Annotated in this window: 15 protein-coding genes; 6 read left to right on the top strand and 9 right to left on the bottom strand. The window is 41.0% G+C overall.

Annotated features, from left to right (window positions below; translation table 11 throughout):
• The first annotated feature begins 28 nt into the window (after window positions 1-28).
• Both H5114_RS05215 and H5114_RS05220 read left to right on the top strand, forming a co-directional pair.
• Complete coding sequence (locus H5114_RS05215) at window positions 29-1,570, top strand: PAS domain-containing methyl-accepting chemotaxis protein (RefSeq protein WP_259395236.1); 1,542 nt, start codon at window positions 29-31, stop codon at window positions 1,568-1,570.
• Window positions 1,571-1,668: 98 nt separating this feature from the next.
• Window positions 1,669-2,247 (top strand): nucleoside triphosphate pyrophosphohydrolase family protein, encoded by a 579-nt coding sequence (locus H5114_RS05220; protein WP_182722374.1) that lies wholly within the window; start codon window positions 1,669-1,671, stop codon window positions 2,245-2,247.
• 94 nt (window positions 2,248-2,341) lie between these two features.
• Here H5114_RS05220 and H5114_RS05225 read toward each other — a convergent pair whose 3' ends face one another.
• The 4 genes from H5114_RS05225 to uvrD form a co-directional block, all read right to left on the bottom strand.
• Window positions 2,342-3,361 carry a hypothetical protein gene (locus tag H5114_RS05225; protein WP_124015091.1) on the bottom strand — a complete coding sequence of 340 codons (1,020 nt, stop codon included), beginning with the start codon at window positions 3,359-3,361 and terminating at the stop codon, window positions 2,342-2,344.
• A 185-nt stretch (window positions 3,362-3,546) separates the two neighbouring features.
• A complete protein-coding gene (locus H5114_RS05230; RefSeq protein WP_182722375.1) occupies window positions 3,547-4,464 on the bottom strand; it encodes an alpha/beta hydrolase in 918 nt (305 codons plus the stop codon).
• A 33-nt stretch (window positions 4,465-4,497) separates the two neighbouring features.
• On the bottom strand, window positions 4,498-5,358 hold the full coding sequence (gene ubiA, locus H5114_RS05235) for a 4-hydroxybenzoate octaprenyltransferase (RefSeq protein ID WP_182722432.1): 861 nt from the start codon (window positions 5,356-5,358) through the stop codon (window positions 4,498-4,500).
• 37 nt (window positions 5,359-5,395) lie between these two features.
• A complete protein-coding gene (gene uvrD / locus H5114_RS05240) occupies window positions 5,396-7,585 on the bottom strand; it encodes a DNA helicase II (protein ID WP_182722376.1) in 2,190 nt (729 codons plus the stop codon).
• A gap of 448 nt (window positions 7,586-8,033) precedes the next feature.
• On the opposite strand from uvrD, the gene H5114_RS05245 reads away from it, so the two are divergent.
• Entirely contained in the window at window positions 8,034-8,912 is an 879-nt protein-coding gene (locus H5114_RS05245; RefSeq protein WP_182722377.1) for a LysR family transcriptional regulator, read from the top strand.
• A gap of 118 nt (window positions 8,913-9,030) precedes the next feature.
• Here H5114_RS05245 and H5114_RS05250 read toward each other — a convergent pair whose 3' ends face one another.
• The 3 genes from H5114_RS05250 to H5114_RS05260 form a co-directional block, all read right to left on the bottom strand.
• On the bottom strand, window positions 9,031-9,969 hold the full coding sequence (locus H5114_RS05250) for an SPFH domain-containing protein (protein WP_124015095.1): 939 nt from the start codon (window positions 9,967-9,969) through the stop codon (window positions 9,031-9,033).
• Entirely contained in the window at window positions 9,969-10,898 is a 930-nt protein-coding gene (locus tag H5114_RS05255) for a slipin family protein (protein ID WP_182696734.1), read from the bottom strand. Before H5114_RS05255 ends, H5114_RS05250 begins: the two co-directional genes overlap by 1 nt.
• A gap of 117 nt (window positions 10,899-11,015) precedes the next feature.
• Window positions 11,016-11,477, bottom strand: coding sequence for an NfeD family protein (locus H5114_RS05260; RefSeq protein ID WP_182696735.1), 462 nt, complete (start codon window positions 11,475-11,477; stop codon window positions 11,016-11,018).
• 475 nt (window positions 11,478-11,952) lie between these two features.
• On the opposite strand from H5114_RS05260, the gene H5114_RS05265 reads away from it, so the two are divergent.
• A complete protein-coding gene (locus H5114_RS05265) occupies window positions 11,953-12,705 on the top strand; it encodes an outer membrane protein OmpK (RefSeq protein ID WP_124015098.1) in 753 nt (250 codons plus the stop codon).
• 98 nt (window positions 12,706-12,803) lie between these two features.
• Here the strand turns inward: H5114_RS05265 and udp are convergent, their stop codons facing one another.
• Window positions 12,804-13,562 carry a uridine phosphorylase gene (udp, locus tag H5114_RS05270; protein WP_124015099.1) on the bottom strand — a complete coding sequence of 253 codons (759 nt, stop codon included), beginning with the start codon at window positions 13,560-13,562 and terminating at the stop codon, window positions 12,804-12,806.
• A 457-nt stretch (window positions 13,563-14,019) separates the two neighbouring features.
• Between udp and H5114_RS05275 the strand changes: the two genes are divergently transcribed.
• Window positions 14,020-14,235, top strand: coding sequence for a YdcH family protein (locus H5114_RS05275; protein ID WP_182722378.1), 216 nt, complete (start codon window positions 14,020-14,022; stop codon window positions 14,233-14,235).
• Between the two features lie 83 nt (window positions 14,236-14,318).
• Here H5114_RS05275 and H5114_RS05280 read toward each other — a convergent pair whose 3' ends face one another.
• Window positions 14,319-15,494, bottom strand: coding sequence for a type III PLP-dependent enzyme (locus tag H5114_RS05280; protein ID WP_124015101.1), 1,176 nt, complete (start codon window positions 15,492-15,494; stop codon window positions 14,319-14,321).
• 354 nt (window positions 15,495-15,848) lie between these two features.
• On the opposite strand from H5114_RS05280, the gene H5114_RS05285 reads away from it, so the two are divergent.
• Entirely contained in the window at window positions 15,849-16,682 is an 834-nt protein-coding gene (locus H5114_RS05285) for a mechanosensitive ion channel family protein (RefSeq protein ID WP_124015102.1), read from the top strand.
• The last annotated feature ends 144 nt before the right edge of the window (window positions 16,683-16,826 follow it).

Consider the following 16,826-nt stretch of genomic DNA (forward strand, 5'->3'; position numbering starts at 1 on the left):
AAAGTCGGACAATAATGGAAGTATGCCCATGAGAAACAAGGACGTAATCGATAAAGAAGTCAGTCTTAATGCTAATGACGAGCTGGTATCAATTACAGACAAACGCGGCATCATTACTTACGCCAATGAGACGTTCATTAAAATCTCAGGGTTCAGTGAGCAAGAACTCGTCACTCATAATCACAATATTGTCAGACATCCCGACATGCCAGCAGAAGCTTTCAAAGAATTATGGGATAAACTCAAAGCTGGTGAATCGTGGCGTGGAATTGTTAAAAATCGCTGTAAAGACGGGAGTTACTATTGGGTTGATGCCTTTGTCTCTCCCCTGTATGAAAAGGGCCAAATTACTGGATACCAATCGGTACGCATTAAAGCAAAACCAGAATACATTACTAATGCCCAAAAACTTTACAGCCAAATAAAACAAGGAAAAACGGCCAGTTATGTCATGACTAGCCAACATAAACGCTGGTTAGGCGCGTCAATAACCTTGGCTGCAATCATTGGCTGTGGTGTAGTTTTTAATTGGACCATGGCAGCAGTGCTCTTCTCTTTAGCACTGGTTAATACACTATTATTTACCAAAGAACTCTTTTCACTGCCGAATAAGATCAACCAATATCAACAACAATATGATTCAGTTAGTCGATTAGTCTATTGTGGTAACGACAGTATTTCAGTATTGGAATTTCAACAGGTTCTGAATCAGGCGAAAATGCAAGGGGTACTTGGCCGCTCACAAGATCAAGGTAACAACTTACATCATATCGCCAATGAACTGGTTCATTCTGCTCAAGAAGCTAATCATAGTATTGAGCAACAAAAAAATAAAATTGATGAAATCGCCAGCGCAATTGAAGCGATGAACTCCTCTGTTGCAGAGATAGCCCAACATGCGATATCAACCTCAGATCATGTAAACAAGGCACAGCAAGTGTGTCTTGAAAGTAGAACGGAAATGCACGCTAACCGTAATAGTATTGAGCGATTAGCGACTTCAGTTTCGGCAGCTGCATCGAATGCGCACTTATTAAATAAAGAAGCAGATAATGTCTCTAATGCCATGCAAGAAATTCAAAGCATTGCTGAGCAAACTAATTTGCTTGCACTTAATGCTGCCATTGAAGCCGCACGTGCTGGCGAGCAGGGGCGTGGATTTGCCGTCGTAGCAGATGAAGTTCGAACCTTATCAAGTAGAACTCAGCTCTCAACAGAGCTCATCTCTAAAAGCGTGCAATCTATGCATGCTATGCTTATTAATTGGACCGACGAAATGCAAGCCAGTAAACTTCAGGCTGATACATGCGCAAGGGACATTGGATTTGCCTCGACAAAATTTGAAGATATCTATCAAAGCGTGAATGAGATAAACCAGTTTACACAACAAAATACTGTTGCAGCAGAGCAACAAAAACGGGTTACCGCAGAGGTAACCCATAATATCCATACGATTACAGAATTAAGCCACAGTAACTTGGCAAGCTTAAATGTGATTGAAGTTGCTGCATTAAATATTAAAACTCACGCAGATAAAGCCAAAGAACTCCGCCATACTTTCAGAGTATAAAAAAATGATTGCCTACTGCAAAAAACATTAGGCAATTTTTTGTATTCTGCTGATCAATTCTTTAAAATTAGCTTACATTATTTTTCGCAGGTAAGCCCATGCAACTCAGCCAATTAACTCAACCGATTTACGATCACTTATACCGCGATATCTTTGAGTTTCGCAGCACATTTGACTTACCCGTCAACGACGAGACCAGTCTTGATCACAAAGCAGACACTTTGCATACATCACTGATTATCGAAGAAATGACCGAGCTTGCCGAAGCGGATTCTCGTATTGAACAAGCTGATGCTATTGTTGATTCTGTCTACGTGTTAATGGGCCGTTTAGTGCACTTAGGAGCGACTCAGGTAAGCGATCGTTTAGAGATAAGCTATCTTGTCGATTTATTGCTTAACGTGGCTAAGAACCGTGAAATAGACTTTATTAAATGTTGGAATGAAGTGCATTCAAGCAACATGAGCAAAGTGTGCCGCAACCAGCAAGAATTAGCTGAAACCATTGCCCACTATGCCAAACAAGGTGTTGAAATTGTTGGTAGTACTAAAGGTGAGTTTATTATCGCTAAATGCGCTAAAGACGTTGATATGGCCGGTAAAGTGGTTCGTCAAGGTAAGGTATTAAAGTCAGTTTATTACCGCCCGGCTGACTTAACCACATTAGTGCGAGACTAATCGACAAATTAGCTCGTGGGCTTAGTTAGCCAGTACTGATTTACTCACAAAAAAATGCGCTTTCATCAGCGCATTTTTTATGTGTTTTTGAAGATTACTCAGCCACAGTAACTCTACTATTGTTAAGCGCCTGAATGAACCGCTGCGGACTATCCACACTCAAATACACCGTTTTCATGGGTTCAGGTAACTGACCCATACCACCATGATAAATAACCGCACGGTTTAGAGTAATAATGACATTACATTGCCCGCGGCCAATCATAATCGTTTCTGCTTGATCTTTATTTAATTCGATTGATTCTTGATACGTCACACTGGCTATATCGGTCATGCTTATCACCATAAATCCCCACAAGGAGTTATTGATAACTAGGTTGTCTCGCATAAAATATAAAGAGTAATAGCGTGACAGTCGATGGTTAGCCACGATAGACATCAAGGTATAGGCAATGATGCTTGAGACAATAATCGCCACCCACTCACTCCACGATGCCAGTAATACGTAACTCAGACTCGACGCACCAACACAACCGATAAGCATTAACCACACATGCCAGCGTGTAGCGCTAACAAGATTGATATTGGCAATTACTGGTGGATGATGACGTGAAAACCATGGGATAGAATAAAACCAGTTAGTCGCTTCACTGGCCATAATAAGCGCGATAGTTAAGCTTTTATCATCACCATCTCGATAGGTTTCCACCGCCCCAACTCGAGGATCGCCCTTTAACTTTCGTACCTTAATCAAGCCACGAGCGACGCTGACAATTAAGTACAGTTGGATCACTAATAACACGGCAATAATTGGGTAGCGCAGCCAGGCCACAAACTCAAAGTAATGGGCAATTTCTGCAGGAAAACTTAGCCGTGCAACCAAGCTGCTTAAACTGAAAATAACAATTATTTTCCACAGTTTCTGGGCGCCCATTTTAATAATGCAATACCAATAACACAGTGGTAGCAACACAAAATAAAGCGCTGAAATAATACCCAGCGTCAACTTGTCAGCATGGCTCGTTAACGACGCTGGGGTTAACTGAACGCCTAAGAAAAAACTGCATAGCATTAACACTAAAAAAACTAACCGGTACTTAACTGTTGCTCTCATTCAATACTCATCCTTGGGTAATCTCAGTTTAATTAATGCTGCGCTGTAGAAATTGATATGGGGGTAAATAAAAATAAAACAAGTTATTAACATATCAGCAAAAAGGCATTGTACGCAGATTGATTGCCACAAAAATGGTTACAGGAAATGATTACAGGGTATAAAGGATCGACTGTGGATCTTAGCTAGATGCTTCGTTTAAACAACCAAGATAAACCGTGTATTGCCGTGGTTGGAAAAGCCATTGAATGGTCTGCTTCAGGGATGAGCAAAAATTTAAGCTGTAATGTACCTGCTTGAGCAGAAGGGTGAGATTGGAGTAGTTTAAAAAAAGCGCGCGCATCGGTAACCATCTGATGACCATCATGGGTGTAAGGTGGTTTTTCTAATTCGCCAATGCCAATAAACACCTTGGCAGATATTGCTGACGTTTGCTGGAAACGCTGAGCAAACTGCTGCAATAATTGTTTATTATCGAACCATAGAGATGGGCTACCCAACACGTAATACGCAAATAGCTTTGGCTTTTCTAATAAAATATATGCGCCGAGTAACCCGCCTAACGAATTACCCACAAAGGTGTTTTGTTGGGTGTCGACTCGATAGTTTTTTTCAATAAAGGGCATAACAACCTGGCTGATAAAGGCAACATGGCGCTTAGCCTCGCCAGTAGGTAGTTTCCAACTCGCATCGTGACTTGGGGTATAGTCGCGGATCCGACTCGCCGAACCTTTACTTGGCCTCTGATAGCCAATAGCGACCAAAATAGCTTGCTGCATCATATTGGTGTTCATTGGAAATCGCGTCGCACCAGACACCACTTGCAAGCTATACATAGAATCCGTCATATAGACGACAGGGTAACGATGAGTGCTATTGTGGCGATAATCTTTTGGCAATTTGATCATCACTTGATAGTGGCGATCACCATCTTCAAGCACAAATTGACGGGTACGAGGAATATTAACTAGCGCAGCAGAAGAATGCACATCAGCAGTGTTGTTTGGTAAGCCAGCCAGTACAGCATCATTGTGAGTTGACGCACTGGCGAGGGATAACCAACAACACATTATCGCGACGATTAACCAAACAGTTGTTTTCATGCATCCCTGCCACAAGATAATAAACCACAAACCTTAAATCATATAATCCAGTGCAAGTGCAATAAACACTACCATGCCTGCCCAGTTATTATTTAAAAAGGCTTTAAAACATGGTGCACGTTCACGACCAAAGATTAATCGTTGCTGGTACACACCAAACCCAATGAAGCTGATAATGCCCAAGCCATAAATAACCCCACGATCGGCCACCAGCCCAGCCATAACAAAACACCCTAGGGCAGCAAGTTGAAATATGCCGATAATCTGTCGATCAAAGCGACCAAACAAGATGGCGGTTGATTTAATGCCGACTTTTAAGTCATCGTCACGATCGACTATGGCATACATAGTGTCGTACGCTACCGTCCAACACCAATTCGCCATAAATAACCACCAAGCTTCCACTGGCACTTCACCAAGTTGAGCGGCATAGGCCATCGGAATAGACCAACTCCACACAATACCTAAAAACATCTGTGGCATGTTGGTCACCCGTTTCATAAACGGATACATCACTGTTAGCACAATCCCGACCACAGATAACTGCACGACTAATGGATTGAGTAATAACACTAAGCTAAACGCAACCAAACCTAAGACAGTAAATAAGCTCAGCGCCTCTTTAACAGACACTTCGCCCGATACTAAAGGACGCATACTGGTGCGCTCAACATGAGCATCTAAATTGCGATCAGCAAAATCATTAATAATGCAGCCATTAGCACGCATAATGACTACGCCAACCACAAAAATCACCAGTACCTTAATATCTGGTAACCCTTGAGCAGCTAACACTAAGGCCATTAAACATGGCCAAAGCAGAAGTAAGGTGCCAATAGGTCTATCAATCCGCATCAGTCGCGCATAAGCATGCAGCTTGTCTTGCAATAACATTGGTTTCATCTCTCCCTGATTTTGCCAGCGAAACACCTTAACAACGCTCTAATTTTGCTAATGACACTAACAGCCATTTACTGCCAAAATCGACAAAATTAACTTGTACACGGCCTTTTTCACCAGAACCTTCAAAGCTAGTCACAACCCCTTCGCCAAACTTAAAGTGCTTCACTTTAGAACCCACTTTATGGCCTGTATCATTAAAACCATGAGGTTTTTTAGTCACAGTAACCGCTGCTGCACGAGCAGGGAAACGCTGACTAATTGATGGCGTGACCTGCGCACGAATGCGAATTTGCTCAACAAATTTCTCAGGAATCTCATTAATGAACCGCGATGGGCTGGCATAATCTTCACGACCGTAAATACGACGAGATTCAGCATAACTGATATACAGTTTTTTCATGGCACGGGTCATTCCGACATAACACAAACGGCGTTCTTCATCTAAACGATCGCCTTCGTCTAATGCCATCTTGCTCGGGAATAATCCTTCTTCAACGCCCGCCATAAACACCATTGGAAACTCAAGTCCTTTAGCAGAATGCAAAGTCATCAACTGAACGGCATCGGTAAAGGCGTCAGCCTGACCTTCGCCAGCTTCTAATGCAGCATGAGACAAAAAGGCATTTAACTCGCCCATGTCTTCAAGCTCTTCAGGCATTTCGAAACTGCGCGCGGCTGTGACTAATTCATTTAAGTTTTCAATTCGCGCTTGGGCTTTCTCGCCTTTTTCAGCCTCGTACATGGTACGCAAGCCAGAACGATCAATCACGCTATCTGCCATGCGGTACAGCAACATATCTGCCGTATCCGTACGCATTGCAATAATCAGTTCCATAAAGCCATTGATGGCATTAGCCGCACGTCCAGCAAGGACCTTTTCTGCAATTAAACTCACACAAGCTTGCCACAGAGTCAGCTCATGCTGTCTTGCGGTTGAGCGGATAATATCCAAAGTACGATCGCCGATACCACGAGCTGGGGTATTCACCACACGCTCAAATGCCGCATCATCATTTTGGTTATTAATCAGACGCATATAGCCCATCGCATCTTTAATTTCTTGGCGCTCGAAAAAGCGTAAACCACCGTAAATACGGTACGCTAACCCTTTGTGTAAAAAAGCCTCTTCTAATACCCGTGATTGCGCATTTGAACGATATAAAATAGCACATTCGCTCAAACTACCGCCTTTGTCATGCCAGTCGCTAATGCGACCGACAATAAACTTGGCTTCATCCATCTCATTAAAGGCGCAATAAACTGAAATCGGCTCACCATCTTTATCTTCGGTCCATAACTCTTTGCCCAGACGGTCAGGGTTATTAGAGATAACCGCGTTAGAAGCATTCAAAATATTCGCGGTTGAACGATAATTTTGCTCTAAACGAATGGTAGTCGCACCGGAAAAATCTTTTAAGAAACGATGTAAGTTTTCTATTTGCGCACCACGCCAGCCGTAAATAGACTGATCGTCATCACCAACTATCATCACATTGGCAGTATTACCGGCTAACACCCGGATCCACGCATATTGAATCGCGTTAGTATCTTGAAACTCATCGACTAAAATATGACGGAAGCGCTCTTGGTAATGGGCCAGTAAGTGTGGCTTATTGAGCCATAACTCGTGAGCACGCAATAAAATTTCAGCAAAGTCGACCAAGCCCGCGCGATCGCAAGACTCTTGGTAAACCTTATAAATATTCAGTAAATTTTGCTCAATCGGAAAACCACCCGCATCAATATGCTTAGGGCGTAAACCTTGGTCTTTTTTACCGTTAATATAGCCTTGGGCCTGACGAGGAGGATATTGCTTCTCGTCTAAATTAAGGCTTTTAAGAATACGTTTTAATAAACGCAATTGATCGTCTGAATCGATAATCTGAAAGCTTTGCGGTAAATTGGCATCTTGATAGTGAGTGCGAAGTAAGCGGTGAGCTAAACCGTGGAATGTACCTATCCACATGCGCCCCATGTTTGTGCCCACAACCTTTTCAACCCGTTCACGCATTTCTGCCGCGGCTTTATTGGTAAAGGTCACTGCCAAAATAGAATATGGACTTTGTTGTTCTACTTGCATTAACCACGCAATACGATGAGTTAATACACGGGTTTTACCGCTACCGGCACCCGCTAACACCAACATATTTGAAAGTGGCGCGCCGACTGCCTCACGCTGCTTATCGTTTAGGCCGTCTAATAATGATGATACGTCCATTCTTCCTCCCAGAAATCTGCGGGACATTATATCTTAAATAGCGGCTTAATGGCGTGCAATACTTCAGCTATTTTATAACAACAATTCACTGCGCTGGCTGAGATAATCTAGTCAGCGGAGTAATATCAAAGCCACTAAAATCATCGGGTTGTGATGTTTAACTGCGACAATGAGGCCTAAATTGACAAAGTCGTAAGCGAAAATTACTATACAAATAAAGGTGTTAATTAATTTTAGTATTAGCCAATAGCTCTGATAGTTGCTAAAACGCACTAAATAGATGACTAAAAACAGTAGATTGATTTTTTATACTTGTGGTAAATAAGCTGGGTAATTGTGCTTGTTTAGGACCATTTATTTTAAGTAACCTGTTTACTATCCTTGTTAATACTCAAGCCGATTAAAAATGCATTTATTACCCACAGCATGCGCTGTATAGGTTGTCATATTGGATATCAAAGATTTAGAGTTATTCATTGCGGTAGCAAAGTTAGGCAGTTTTTCTAAAGCTGCAAAATCATTTGATACTCGCAGAGCATTAGTCAGTCGTCGTATTGGGGAAATAGAAAAACAGCTCGGGGCACCTTTATTTACCCGCACCACAAGAGTAATGACTTTAACCACCGCGGGTCAGCAATACCTTGCTCAAATCGAACCTTTAGTGAATCAATTAAATCATGCTGGTTATGTGTTCAAACATCGTCATGATGAAGTGCAAGGCAAGTTGCGCATTGGCTTACTGCCGTTTGTCGACAAGCTTATGGATAAATATATCGCTCGTTTCATTCATGCTTATCCGCAAGTGCAATTAGAAGTATTAATTGTCTCCGCTGGCAGCAAAGAGCTCAATCGCTTAGGACTCGATGTGATTATTGATGCTAATGAGGTCAATGGGGCCAACCTTGCGGTTCATAAACTGACAACCTTCGAGCGTAAAATCTATGCTAGCCCTGGTTATTTAGAAAAATCATCACTGATAGAGAATACCGATGATCTGCAATACCACTCTTTATTGGGCTTTAGAGATGCCCATGGCCAACTTGAGCAAACTTGGCATTTTCAACACGCTAATGTGCCCACGCACTACAAAGTTATTTGCAGTGATTTTAACTCCCTGTATCACTTCTGTTTAGCGGGAGCAGGTATCGCATTGTTGCCACATGTGATCGCGGATGAAGCTGTCGAGCTGGGGCAATTGATTAACATTTTACCGCAACACAGCATCGGCTTTGCTGATATCAGCTTGGTATACTCCACCAAAAGCCCTCAATCTTCCGTGGCCAAAGCCTTTTGCGAGCATTTGTTTACCGAAATGGCGGCGAATTAGAGTACTAAACAACTCACGGTAATATGTAATAAGCCATAAAAAAAAGGTTAGCGAATTTGCTAACCTTTTTTGTATCAATGTTCACTGCCCTGCGATCAACAGCGCTTAACCGAGATCACTATTTCTGATCGTCTTTCAAGCCAATACTGTCCATCCAGTATTCAAAATTCACTAAGTTACCCGGTAACACAATGCGGCTATCAGGTTTGCTTAAGCCATCGAGTTGTCTCATATATTGCTCACCGAGTTGCATCCGCAAGGCACTTTGCCCACCTTCAGATGAAATCACCACAGCTAAGCGCTCAATTGATTCAGCCGTCGCTTTAGCTAACGTCAAAATCTCTTGAGCTTTACCTTCGGCCTCATTGATACGGCGTTGCATTTCACCTTCAGAGCGGTTAATGGTTTCCGCCATCACACCTTCTGAACGGTTAATTTTGCTTTGCTTATCACCTTCACTTTTAGCCAGCAATGCCCGACGCTCACGTTCGGCATTCACCTGCATTTCCATGGCATTTTTAACCGTTTCAGGTGGGGTAATATTTTTAATCTCATAACGGTGAACGCGAATCCCCCACATAGAACCAGCTTCATCGAGCACTTCCACCACTTTAGCTGAAATCACATCACGCTCTTCAAAGGTGCGATCAAGATCTAGAGTTCCGATCACTGAACGTGTTGTTGTTTGGGCTAGCTGAATAGCAGCATAACGGTAATCAGTAATGCCATAACTGGCTTTAACGGGATCGGTAACCGAAATATAAATCACCCCATCCACTTCAACATTCACTTCATCACTGGAAAAACACTCTTGCGGCGGTACATCAATGGTTTCTTCCTTTAAGTCGTGGATATAAGCCACTTTATCAAAGAAGGGGATCAGAGCATGGAAGCCTGCATCTAAAGTACTGTGATATTTACCTAAACGCTCAACAATATAAGCTGATTTTGTCGGAACCAGGCAAATAGATTGAAATAATTTCAGCACAAAGATAGCAAAAATAATGCCCCAAATCGCCATCACGATAAGATCGGTATCAATTCCATTAAACGACATTAGCGTGCTCCTTTTTCTGATGAATTGGATACGGCATGAGTCACTTGTTCCATGCCTTCAAAAAAGCCTTCTAACTTAGCCATTTCTGCAGGCACCACTGAGACTTGAGCTTCAGATAAAATCTTACCAACTTGACCAATAAACTGCTCTTTTAACAGCATATTCATTGCATCATTGCCACCATTAACCGTTAAAGATTTACAGATCATTTCCATGCCTTCAGCCTTGGCATTAGCAATAATCGAAATTTCTTGTCCGGTACCTAAAGCCTCATTAATACGTTTCTGTTTTTGACCTTCGGATAAATTAATCGCTTCTTGGCGTTCACCTTGCGACATATTAATCATTGCCGCTTTTTCAGCATTGGCTAAGGTGATTTCAGCTCGCTTACGACGCTCAGCTTCCATTTGTTTTTCAAGGGTATGAATCACTTTTTGCGAAGGTGAGATATTCTTTATTTCATAGCGTAAGACTTTGATCCCCCAAGGATCGGATGCTTTATCAATTTCACGCACAATCGATTCATTTAAACTGTCACGCTCTGAAAACGTTTGTGTCAATGTCAGCTTACCAATTTCTGAACGCATAGTGGTTTGCGCTAAGTTAACTGCTGCACGGCGATAATTTTCAATACCATAACTGGCAAGCTTACCGTCCATCACCTTAAGGTAGACCAAGCCATCAACCTCTAATTGGGTGTTATCTTTTGAAATACAACTTTGTGGTGGCACATCAAGCACTTCTTCACGCGTGTCGTGTCGATAAGCAACGCGATCGACAAACGGAACAAGAAAATGAAACCCTGGCTCGAGTACGGTACGGAACTTACCTAAACGCTCAATGACATGTACTTCTCGCATTGGCACGATTAACATTAATTTGTACAAAATGAATAATACAAATAAAAAAACAATGGTTAACACAAACATATCTGCTCCCTTTTAATCTGACTTTCCTAGATGACGCTTAATAGCTATCACAGCACTATATTATTAGTTTATTAAATAAAAATGTTGGTTAAGTACAAATCACAATACTCAAAATCACTATACTGAATCAATTATAGGCTCAACAACAAAAGCAATATTATCTCGACAAATAATCCTAACTTTGGTGCCCTTTTTTATCAGAGTACCATCACCTAATGCAGTCCAATTAGAGCCTAAGCAGCTAATTCTACCGGTCTTTTGACCTGGGCCTATGGCTTGCTTTACGATAGCGACCTGGTTATAGAGGTCCACTTCTTCGTCGGTATTATCCACATGAGAATCCCCTCCGACCAAACGTTGGGTCACATGACGAAAACTCAATAACAGCACCATAGAGGCCATAAACCATAGTGTCAGACTTTGCACCATGCCTTCGACAATACCAATAGCCAGTGCTGATGCGACGATAACACAAGCCGCACCCAATAAAATAACAATGCCCCCAGGAATGACAATTTCCGAGAGCATTAATAACAGCCCAAGTACTAGCCAGACTGCAATGGGATTTGAAAGTTCCATATTATCCTCCATACAATGAGAATGACCTTAAATTTACTATAACAGCTTTATGAATCATTGCGACATATTATGTCAAATTAACTTGTTTTATTAAATATGATACGCACCTCATCAACTCAACATTGCCTGCAGATAAACGAAAAACATTAACTTATATAGCTAGTGAATTAAGCCTCAGTGACCAGTATAAAAATAACACGTCCCCTTCACCATAACAGTGCAAACATATCATCGCTGTGTGTCACATCATATTGGCAGTGTTATTAAGCATTACATTATTATATTAACCACGAAAACAATGAAATCTGTATATTTGGCTCAGTTTTAATTGTGATTTATCACAATATTGAATATATTGCGCCCCATTGTGCACCAATAGAAATAATAGCTCACAAATTTACACTCAAGCGAGCTACAATTAACTCTAAAATGCTCCATTGTGGCGTACTTGGCCACTTAACTAACCGGAAGAAAAATGAAAAAAATCTGCCTATTAGCAACACTTATACTTTCTCAAAATGTTTTTGCTGATGATTTAGTGCAATGGTGGGATGTTAGCGCAACTGTCTTGCATGGCGAAAACTATGACTTAGCACCATCAGAAAGGCAAACCACTATTACGCTGGAAACCGCTGGTGGCTGGAAATATGGCGATTGGTTTGTCTTCCAAGATTTTATTAATTTTAATGGCAATAATAACGGTGTTGATAGCACCACTTATGGCGAAATTTCACCGCGTTTTAGTGCGAGCAAAATATTAGGTCAGCCAGTTGGCTTTGGTGCGATAAAAGATGTCTCTTTAGCACTGACTTTCGAAGAAGGTGAAGGCCCAGTTAACAGCATGCTTTATGGTATTGGTTTAGACATTGACGTACCATTTTTTAGCTACTTACAGCTAAACACCTACCGTCGTGATGCCATAAGCAATGGCAATATCAGTGATGGTTGGCAATTCACCCCGGTATTTAGAATCGACATGCCTATCGGTAATGCCAATATAATTGTTGATGGTTTTATTGATTGGGTATTTTCTGCCGACAATAACGGCTATGACGAAAACCTACACATTAATCCGCAAATCAAATATGACTTAGGCAAAAGTTTATTTGGTGATCACAAACAAAACCAGCTGCTAGTCGGTTTTGAATATGATTACTGGCAGAGTAAATATGGTGTTGCTGGTATTGATCAAAATACCTATTCAATCATTGCACAATATCATTTCTAATCCGCGTAGCAATTGATAATAATCAGCTAACAAAAAAGGTGCCTAGGGCACCTTTTTTAATACGTATTTTTACGTAATCGCTGATTAAAAGCGTTAACTTACGCTAGCAATTTTTTCGCTGCTGCGACAACAATAGAAACGGCACTCACTTCAGTTTTCTTCATTGTTGCTTCATCAGGAATTTCTTGCTGTGTACGGTTAACAATAACACCCGCAACACATGCTGCACGCCAACCTTGAGTCGCACACATAGTAAATAGTGTTGCTGATTCCATTTCATAGTTCAGCACGCCCATTGATTGCCATTCTTTCATCGAACCAACAAAACGCTGAGTAATGCGACCAGACACAGTATCGTAACGCTCTTGACCTGGATAGAAGGTGTCAGAAGAAGCAGTGATACCAACATGTGGTTCTACACCTGCATCACGACATGCTGCTACCATAGCTGTAGTACATTCAAAGTTTGCTGCAGCTGGGAACTCAAGCGGTGCAAAATGTAAACTCGCACCATCTAAACGTACAGAAGCTTGGGTGACAATAACATCACCTACATTGACGTTTGGTTGAATGGCGCCAGTGGTACCTACGCGCAAGAATGTTCTTACACCTAGTTGTGCTAATTCTTCAACTGCAATAGACGTTGATGGTCCGCCGATACCTGTTGAACAAACAACCACAGCTTTGCCATCGATATAAGCTAAATAGCTAGTATATTCACGATGACTTGCTAAGAATGTTGCATTGTCCATTAGCTCGGCAATTCGCTTAACACGTTCTGGATCACCAGGAACGATTGCTAAGGTTGCGCCATCTAACATTTTTTTAGTTAATCCTAAGTGAAATACATCGGACATTATGAAAACCCCTTTCATTTTTGAATATTAAATTCTTATATCACAGACTTTAACCTAGTCTTTCGAACGATAAGGTTAACTTGATCACATATAAATTCATAATAGATAATATTGATTCGTTAAATTATTACTAATAAATGACCATAACCCACCAAATACATGGACTTCAGCATAATGGAGGACAGGCATAAACAACAATCTATTTATCTAACCCAAAAAGCATTAACGTGATTTACATCAAGTTAACCTAACAGCAATGATTCTAGGCTGAAGCTAACCACCATCACAGAGTGTCACGCGCATACAATAGTCGCTTTAATATATGCCATCTTTGGAAGAGCTGTTGATACTGCTGCAGGGACTCATGATTTTATACAATCAATGTCAATTACCATAATGCCATTAATTTGTTCGATATGAGATCGGCATTGTCAACTTAACTTATAAGGAGTCACGTATGTTTCCAGAGTACCGAGATTTAATTACAACACTTAAAACAACTGATAATCATTTTTTAAAAAAATTTAATGAACATAATCAGCTTGATGCAGAAATTATCGAATTAGAAAAACACAGTAGCAGCGATGCTACACCAGAGCTAAAACTAATGAAAACTAAGCGATTACATCTTAAAGAACAAATATTTGAGATGTTAAAAAGCCATCAGGAATAAAACTAAGCTCAGGTCACAGATAAAAATAAAGGACGCACTAGCGTCCTTTTGTCTTACAAAGAATGATATCTAAAACCAATCAGTTAAAGGTAATAATCTTTAAGTGGCGGAAAACCGTTAAAACAGACTGCCGAGTATGTGGTGGTGTAAGCACCTGCAGTTAACCAATACATGCGGTCACCAATAGCAAGATCAACCGGTAAACCATAACTGTAATGCTCGTACATAATATCAGCGCTATCACAGGTTGGTCCGGCAATCACACACTTATCTAGCTCCCCTCTGCGGTCAGTATAGATAGGGAATTTAATGGCTTCGTCCATGGTTTCAATTAAACCAGAGAATTTACCCACATCAGTAAATACCCAACGCTCTAAAGCGGTGTGCGACTTACGTGAAATCAACACCACTTCAGACACCAATACGCCGGCATTTGAAAGTAATGAACGACCCGGTTCTAAAATGATTTCAGGCAATTCATCACCAAAGTCTTCTTCTAGGAAATGCTTAATCTGCTGTGCATAAATGCCTAACTCATTAGTTTTATCCATGTAGTTAGCAGGAAAACCACCACCTAAGTTAATCATTTTAAGTACGATGCCATGTTCTTCTTTTAAACGGTCATAAATACTTTTTACTTTGCCGATAGCAGAATCCCACGCACCGATATCACGTTGTTGTGAACCAACATGGAACGAAATACCATGAGGTTGTAAGCCTAACTCTTTTGCTAACACTAATAAGTCATAAGCCATTTCATTTTGGCAACCAAACTTACGCGATAAAGGCCAGTCAGCGGTGTGGGTACCTTCAGTTAAAATACGTACATATACTTTTGAACCTGGGGCTTCTTCAGCAATCATACGTAAATCAGCTTCAGAATCTGAAGCGAACATACGAACGCCTTGCTTATAGAAAGAACGAACATCTACACGTTTCTTAATAGTGTTGCCGTAGCTAACACGATCAGTAGAAACGCCTATCGACGTCACCATTTCAAGTTCGTAAATGGATGCAATATCAAAGTTTGAACCTTTATCTCGCAATAAAGTTAAAATCTCTTTGGCCGGATTTGCCTTAACCGCATAATAAATATTTGCGAAAGGAAAATTGGTAACCATATCATCGTATTGTTTCGCAACGATTTGGGTGTCAATAACGACAAATGGCGTTGGCTTATCTTCAGCAAATGCCTTAATGCGGTCAAACGTGTCCTTGTCATAATAATCTGCAACATCAATCGATTGAAATTGGCTCATTAGGCCAGTGCCTCCTGTTAGTTGGGCGAAAAAAGTGTCAATGCTATTGTGTAAAAACATGCGCAGTAAACGATATTTCTAATCATTACGCAACGAATTTTTATGCAGGAAGTGTAGTTTTTTATTCTTTAAAGCAATTTAATCAAAATGTCTAAATTGCCAACCCACTTATCCGCATTATTGATTCGCTTTTGTGCCTAAAAGTATAGTCATTCGTGAAGATAATGCGCATGAAGCCGGTAAAATATTTCACTATGATGGCTTTTACACTCGCCTCAGATTTAGCCCTGAGTATGAAAAGTTGTTATTATCTAGGTTGATATCAACTCAATGATCTTCAATAAGGAACATTAAATGAACGAACCCAGTTTAGATCAAGAGCTCCAACAACTGCAAAATGTTTATAGTCTCATCACTGAGTTTGTCATTGAATATAGCTTTCAAATCGCAGGCGCAATTATTATTTTCTTATTGGGGCTTTGGCTTGCCAGTAAAGCTGCCAGCATAGTCGCCGCTCAACTGCAAAAACATAACATTGATATCACCCTCAGTAATTTTGCCTCAAACTTAGTCAGAATAATCATTATCGTAATGGTCGCGGTAATTTGTTTAGGCAAACTGGGAATTAGCGTAACACCTATGGTGGCTGCAATTGGTGCCGCCTCTCTCGGTGCTGGCTTGGCATTACAGGGCATGCTAGCTAATTATGCTGCTGGCGTTACGATTATTGTTACCCGCCCTTTTGTGGTGGGCAATACCATTGAAATTAAGGATGTTAGTGGTGTTGTTGAGACAATAAAATTAGGCCAAACCATTTTAACTAATGAAGAAGGTGAGCAGATCAGCATCCCCAACAAACATATTATTGGCGAGATTTTACATAACTCATTCGCTTATAAGCTGGTTGAGAATAAATTCAATATTGATTATCAAGCCGATGCCGATCACATTATCCAATTAATAAACGCTGTACTAGCCGCCTCACCTGCGATTTATCAAGAAAAGAAACCCTTGGTCGGCATCAATGGCTTTAATGCTATCGGTATTGAGATTGGCGTACGCTATTGGGTGCCAACACAACGTTACTATGAAGAAAAATATCACACTAACTTAGCTATTATGAAGGCGCTAACGGCAGCAAACATTACTATCCCTTGTCCTGTGAAGGAAATTCATTTACAGCGCTAGTATTAGCATTTGGGCGGTTAGTCTTCAGCGCTATGGAGGCCAGCACATAACACTTAGCCTCCCTCATTACAGCATAAGCTAACGTCTAACTAAAAGTCGCGAGGGTTACACCCAATATAACGAGTCTGCATGCTATGCAATTTT

Source organism: Shewanella sp. SR43-8 (assembly GCF_014163775.1).
Taxonomy (GTDB): domain Bacteria; phylum Pseudomonadota; class Gammaproteobacteria; order Enterobacterales; family Shewanellaceae; genus Shewanella; species Shewanella vesiculosa.

Bases quoted from the DNA above. Each gene is read 5' to 3' on its own strand.
- H5114_RS05250 (WP_124015095.1), bottom strand. From the start codon at position 9,969: ATGTCGTTTAATGGAATTGATACCGATCTTATCGTGATGGCGATTTGG.
- H5114_RS05220 (WP_182722374.1), top strand. From the start codon at position 1,669: ATGCAACTCAGCCAATTAACTCAACCGATTTACGATCACTTATACCGC.
- H5114_RS05285 (WP_124015102.1), top strand. From the start codon at position 15,849: ATGAACGAACCCAGTTTAGATCAAGAGCTCCAACAACTGCAAAATGTT.
- uvrD (WP_182722376.1), bottom strand. From the start codon at position 7,585: ATGGACGTATCATCATTATTAGACGGCCTAAACGATAAGCAGCGTGAG.
- H5114_RS05230 (WP_182722375.1), bottom strand. From the start codon at position 4,464: ATGAAAACAACTGTTTGGTTAATCGTCGCGATAATGTGTTGTTGGTTA.
- H5114_RS05265 (WP_124015098.1), top strand. From the start codon at position 11,953: ATGAAAAAAATCTGCCTATTAGCAACACTTATACTTTCTCAAAATGTT.
- H5114_RS05275 (WP_182722378.1), top strand. From the start codon at position 14,020: ATGTTTCCAGAGTACCGAGATTTAATTACAACACTTAAAACAACTGAT.
- H5114_RS05255 (WP_182696734.1), bottom strand. From the start codon at position 10,898: ATGTTTGTGTTAACCATTGTTTTTTTATTTGTATTATTCATTTTGTAC.
- H5114_RS05225 (WP_124015091.1), bottom strand. From the start codon at position 3,361: ATGAGAGCAACAGTTAAGTACCGGTTAGTTTTTTTAGTGTTAATGCTA.
- H5114_RS05215 (WP_259395236.1), top strand. From the start codon at position 29: ATGAGAAACAAGGACGTAATCGATAAAGAAGTCAGTCTTAATGCTAAT.
- udp (WP_124015099.1), bottom strand. From the start codon at position 13,562: ATGTCCGATGTATTTCACTTAGGATTAACTAAAAAAATGTTAGATGGC.
- ubiA (WP_182722432.1), bottom strand. From the start codon at position 5,358: ATGTTATTGCAAGACAAGCTGCATGCTTATGCGCGACTGATGCGGATT.
- H5114_RS05280 (WP_124015101.1), bottom strand. From the start codon at position 15,494: ATGAGCCAATTTCAATCGATTGATGTTGCAGATTATTATGACAAGGAC.
- H5114_RS05260 (WP_182696735.1), bottom strand. From the start codon at position 11,477: ATGGAACTTTCAAATCCCATTGCAGTCTGGCTAGTACTTGGGCTGTTA.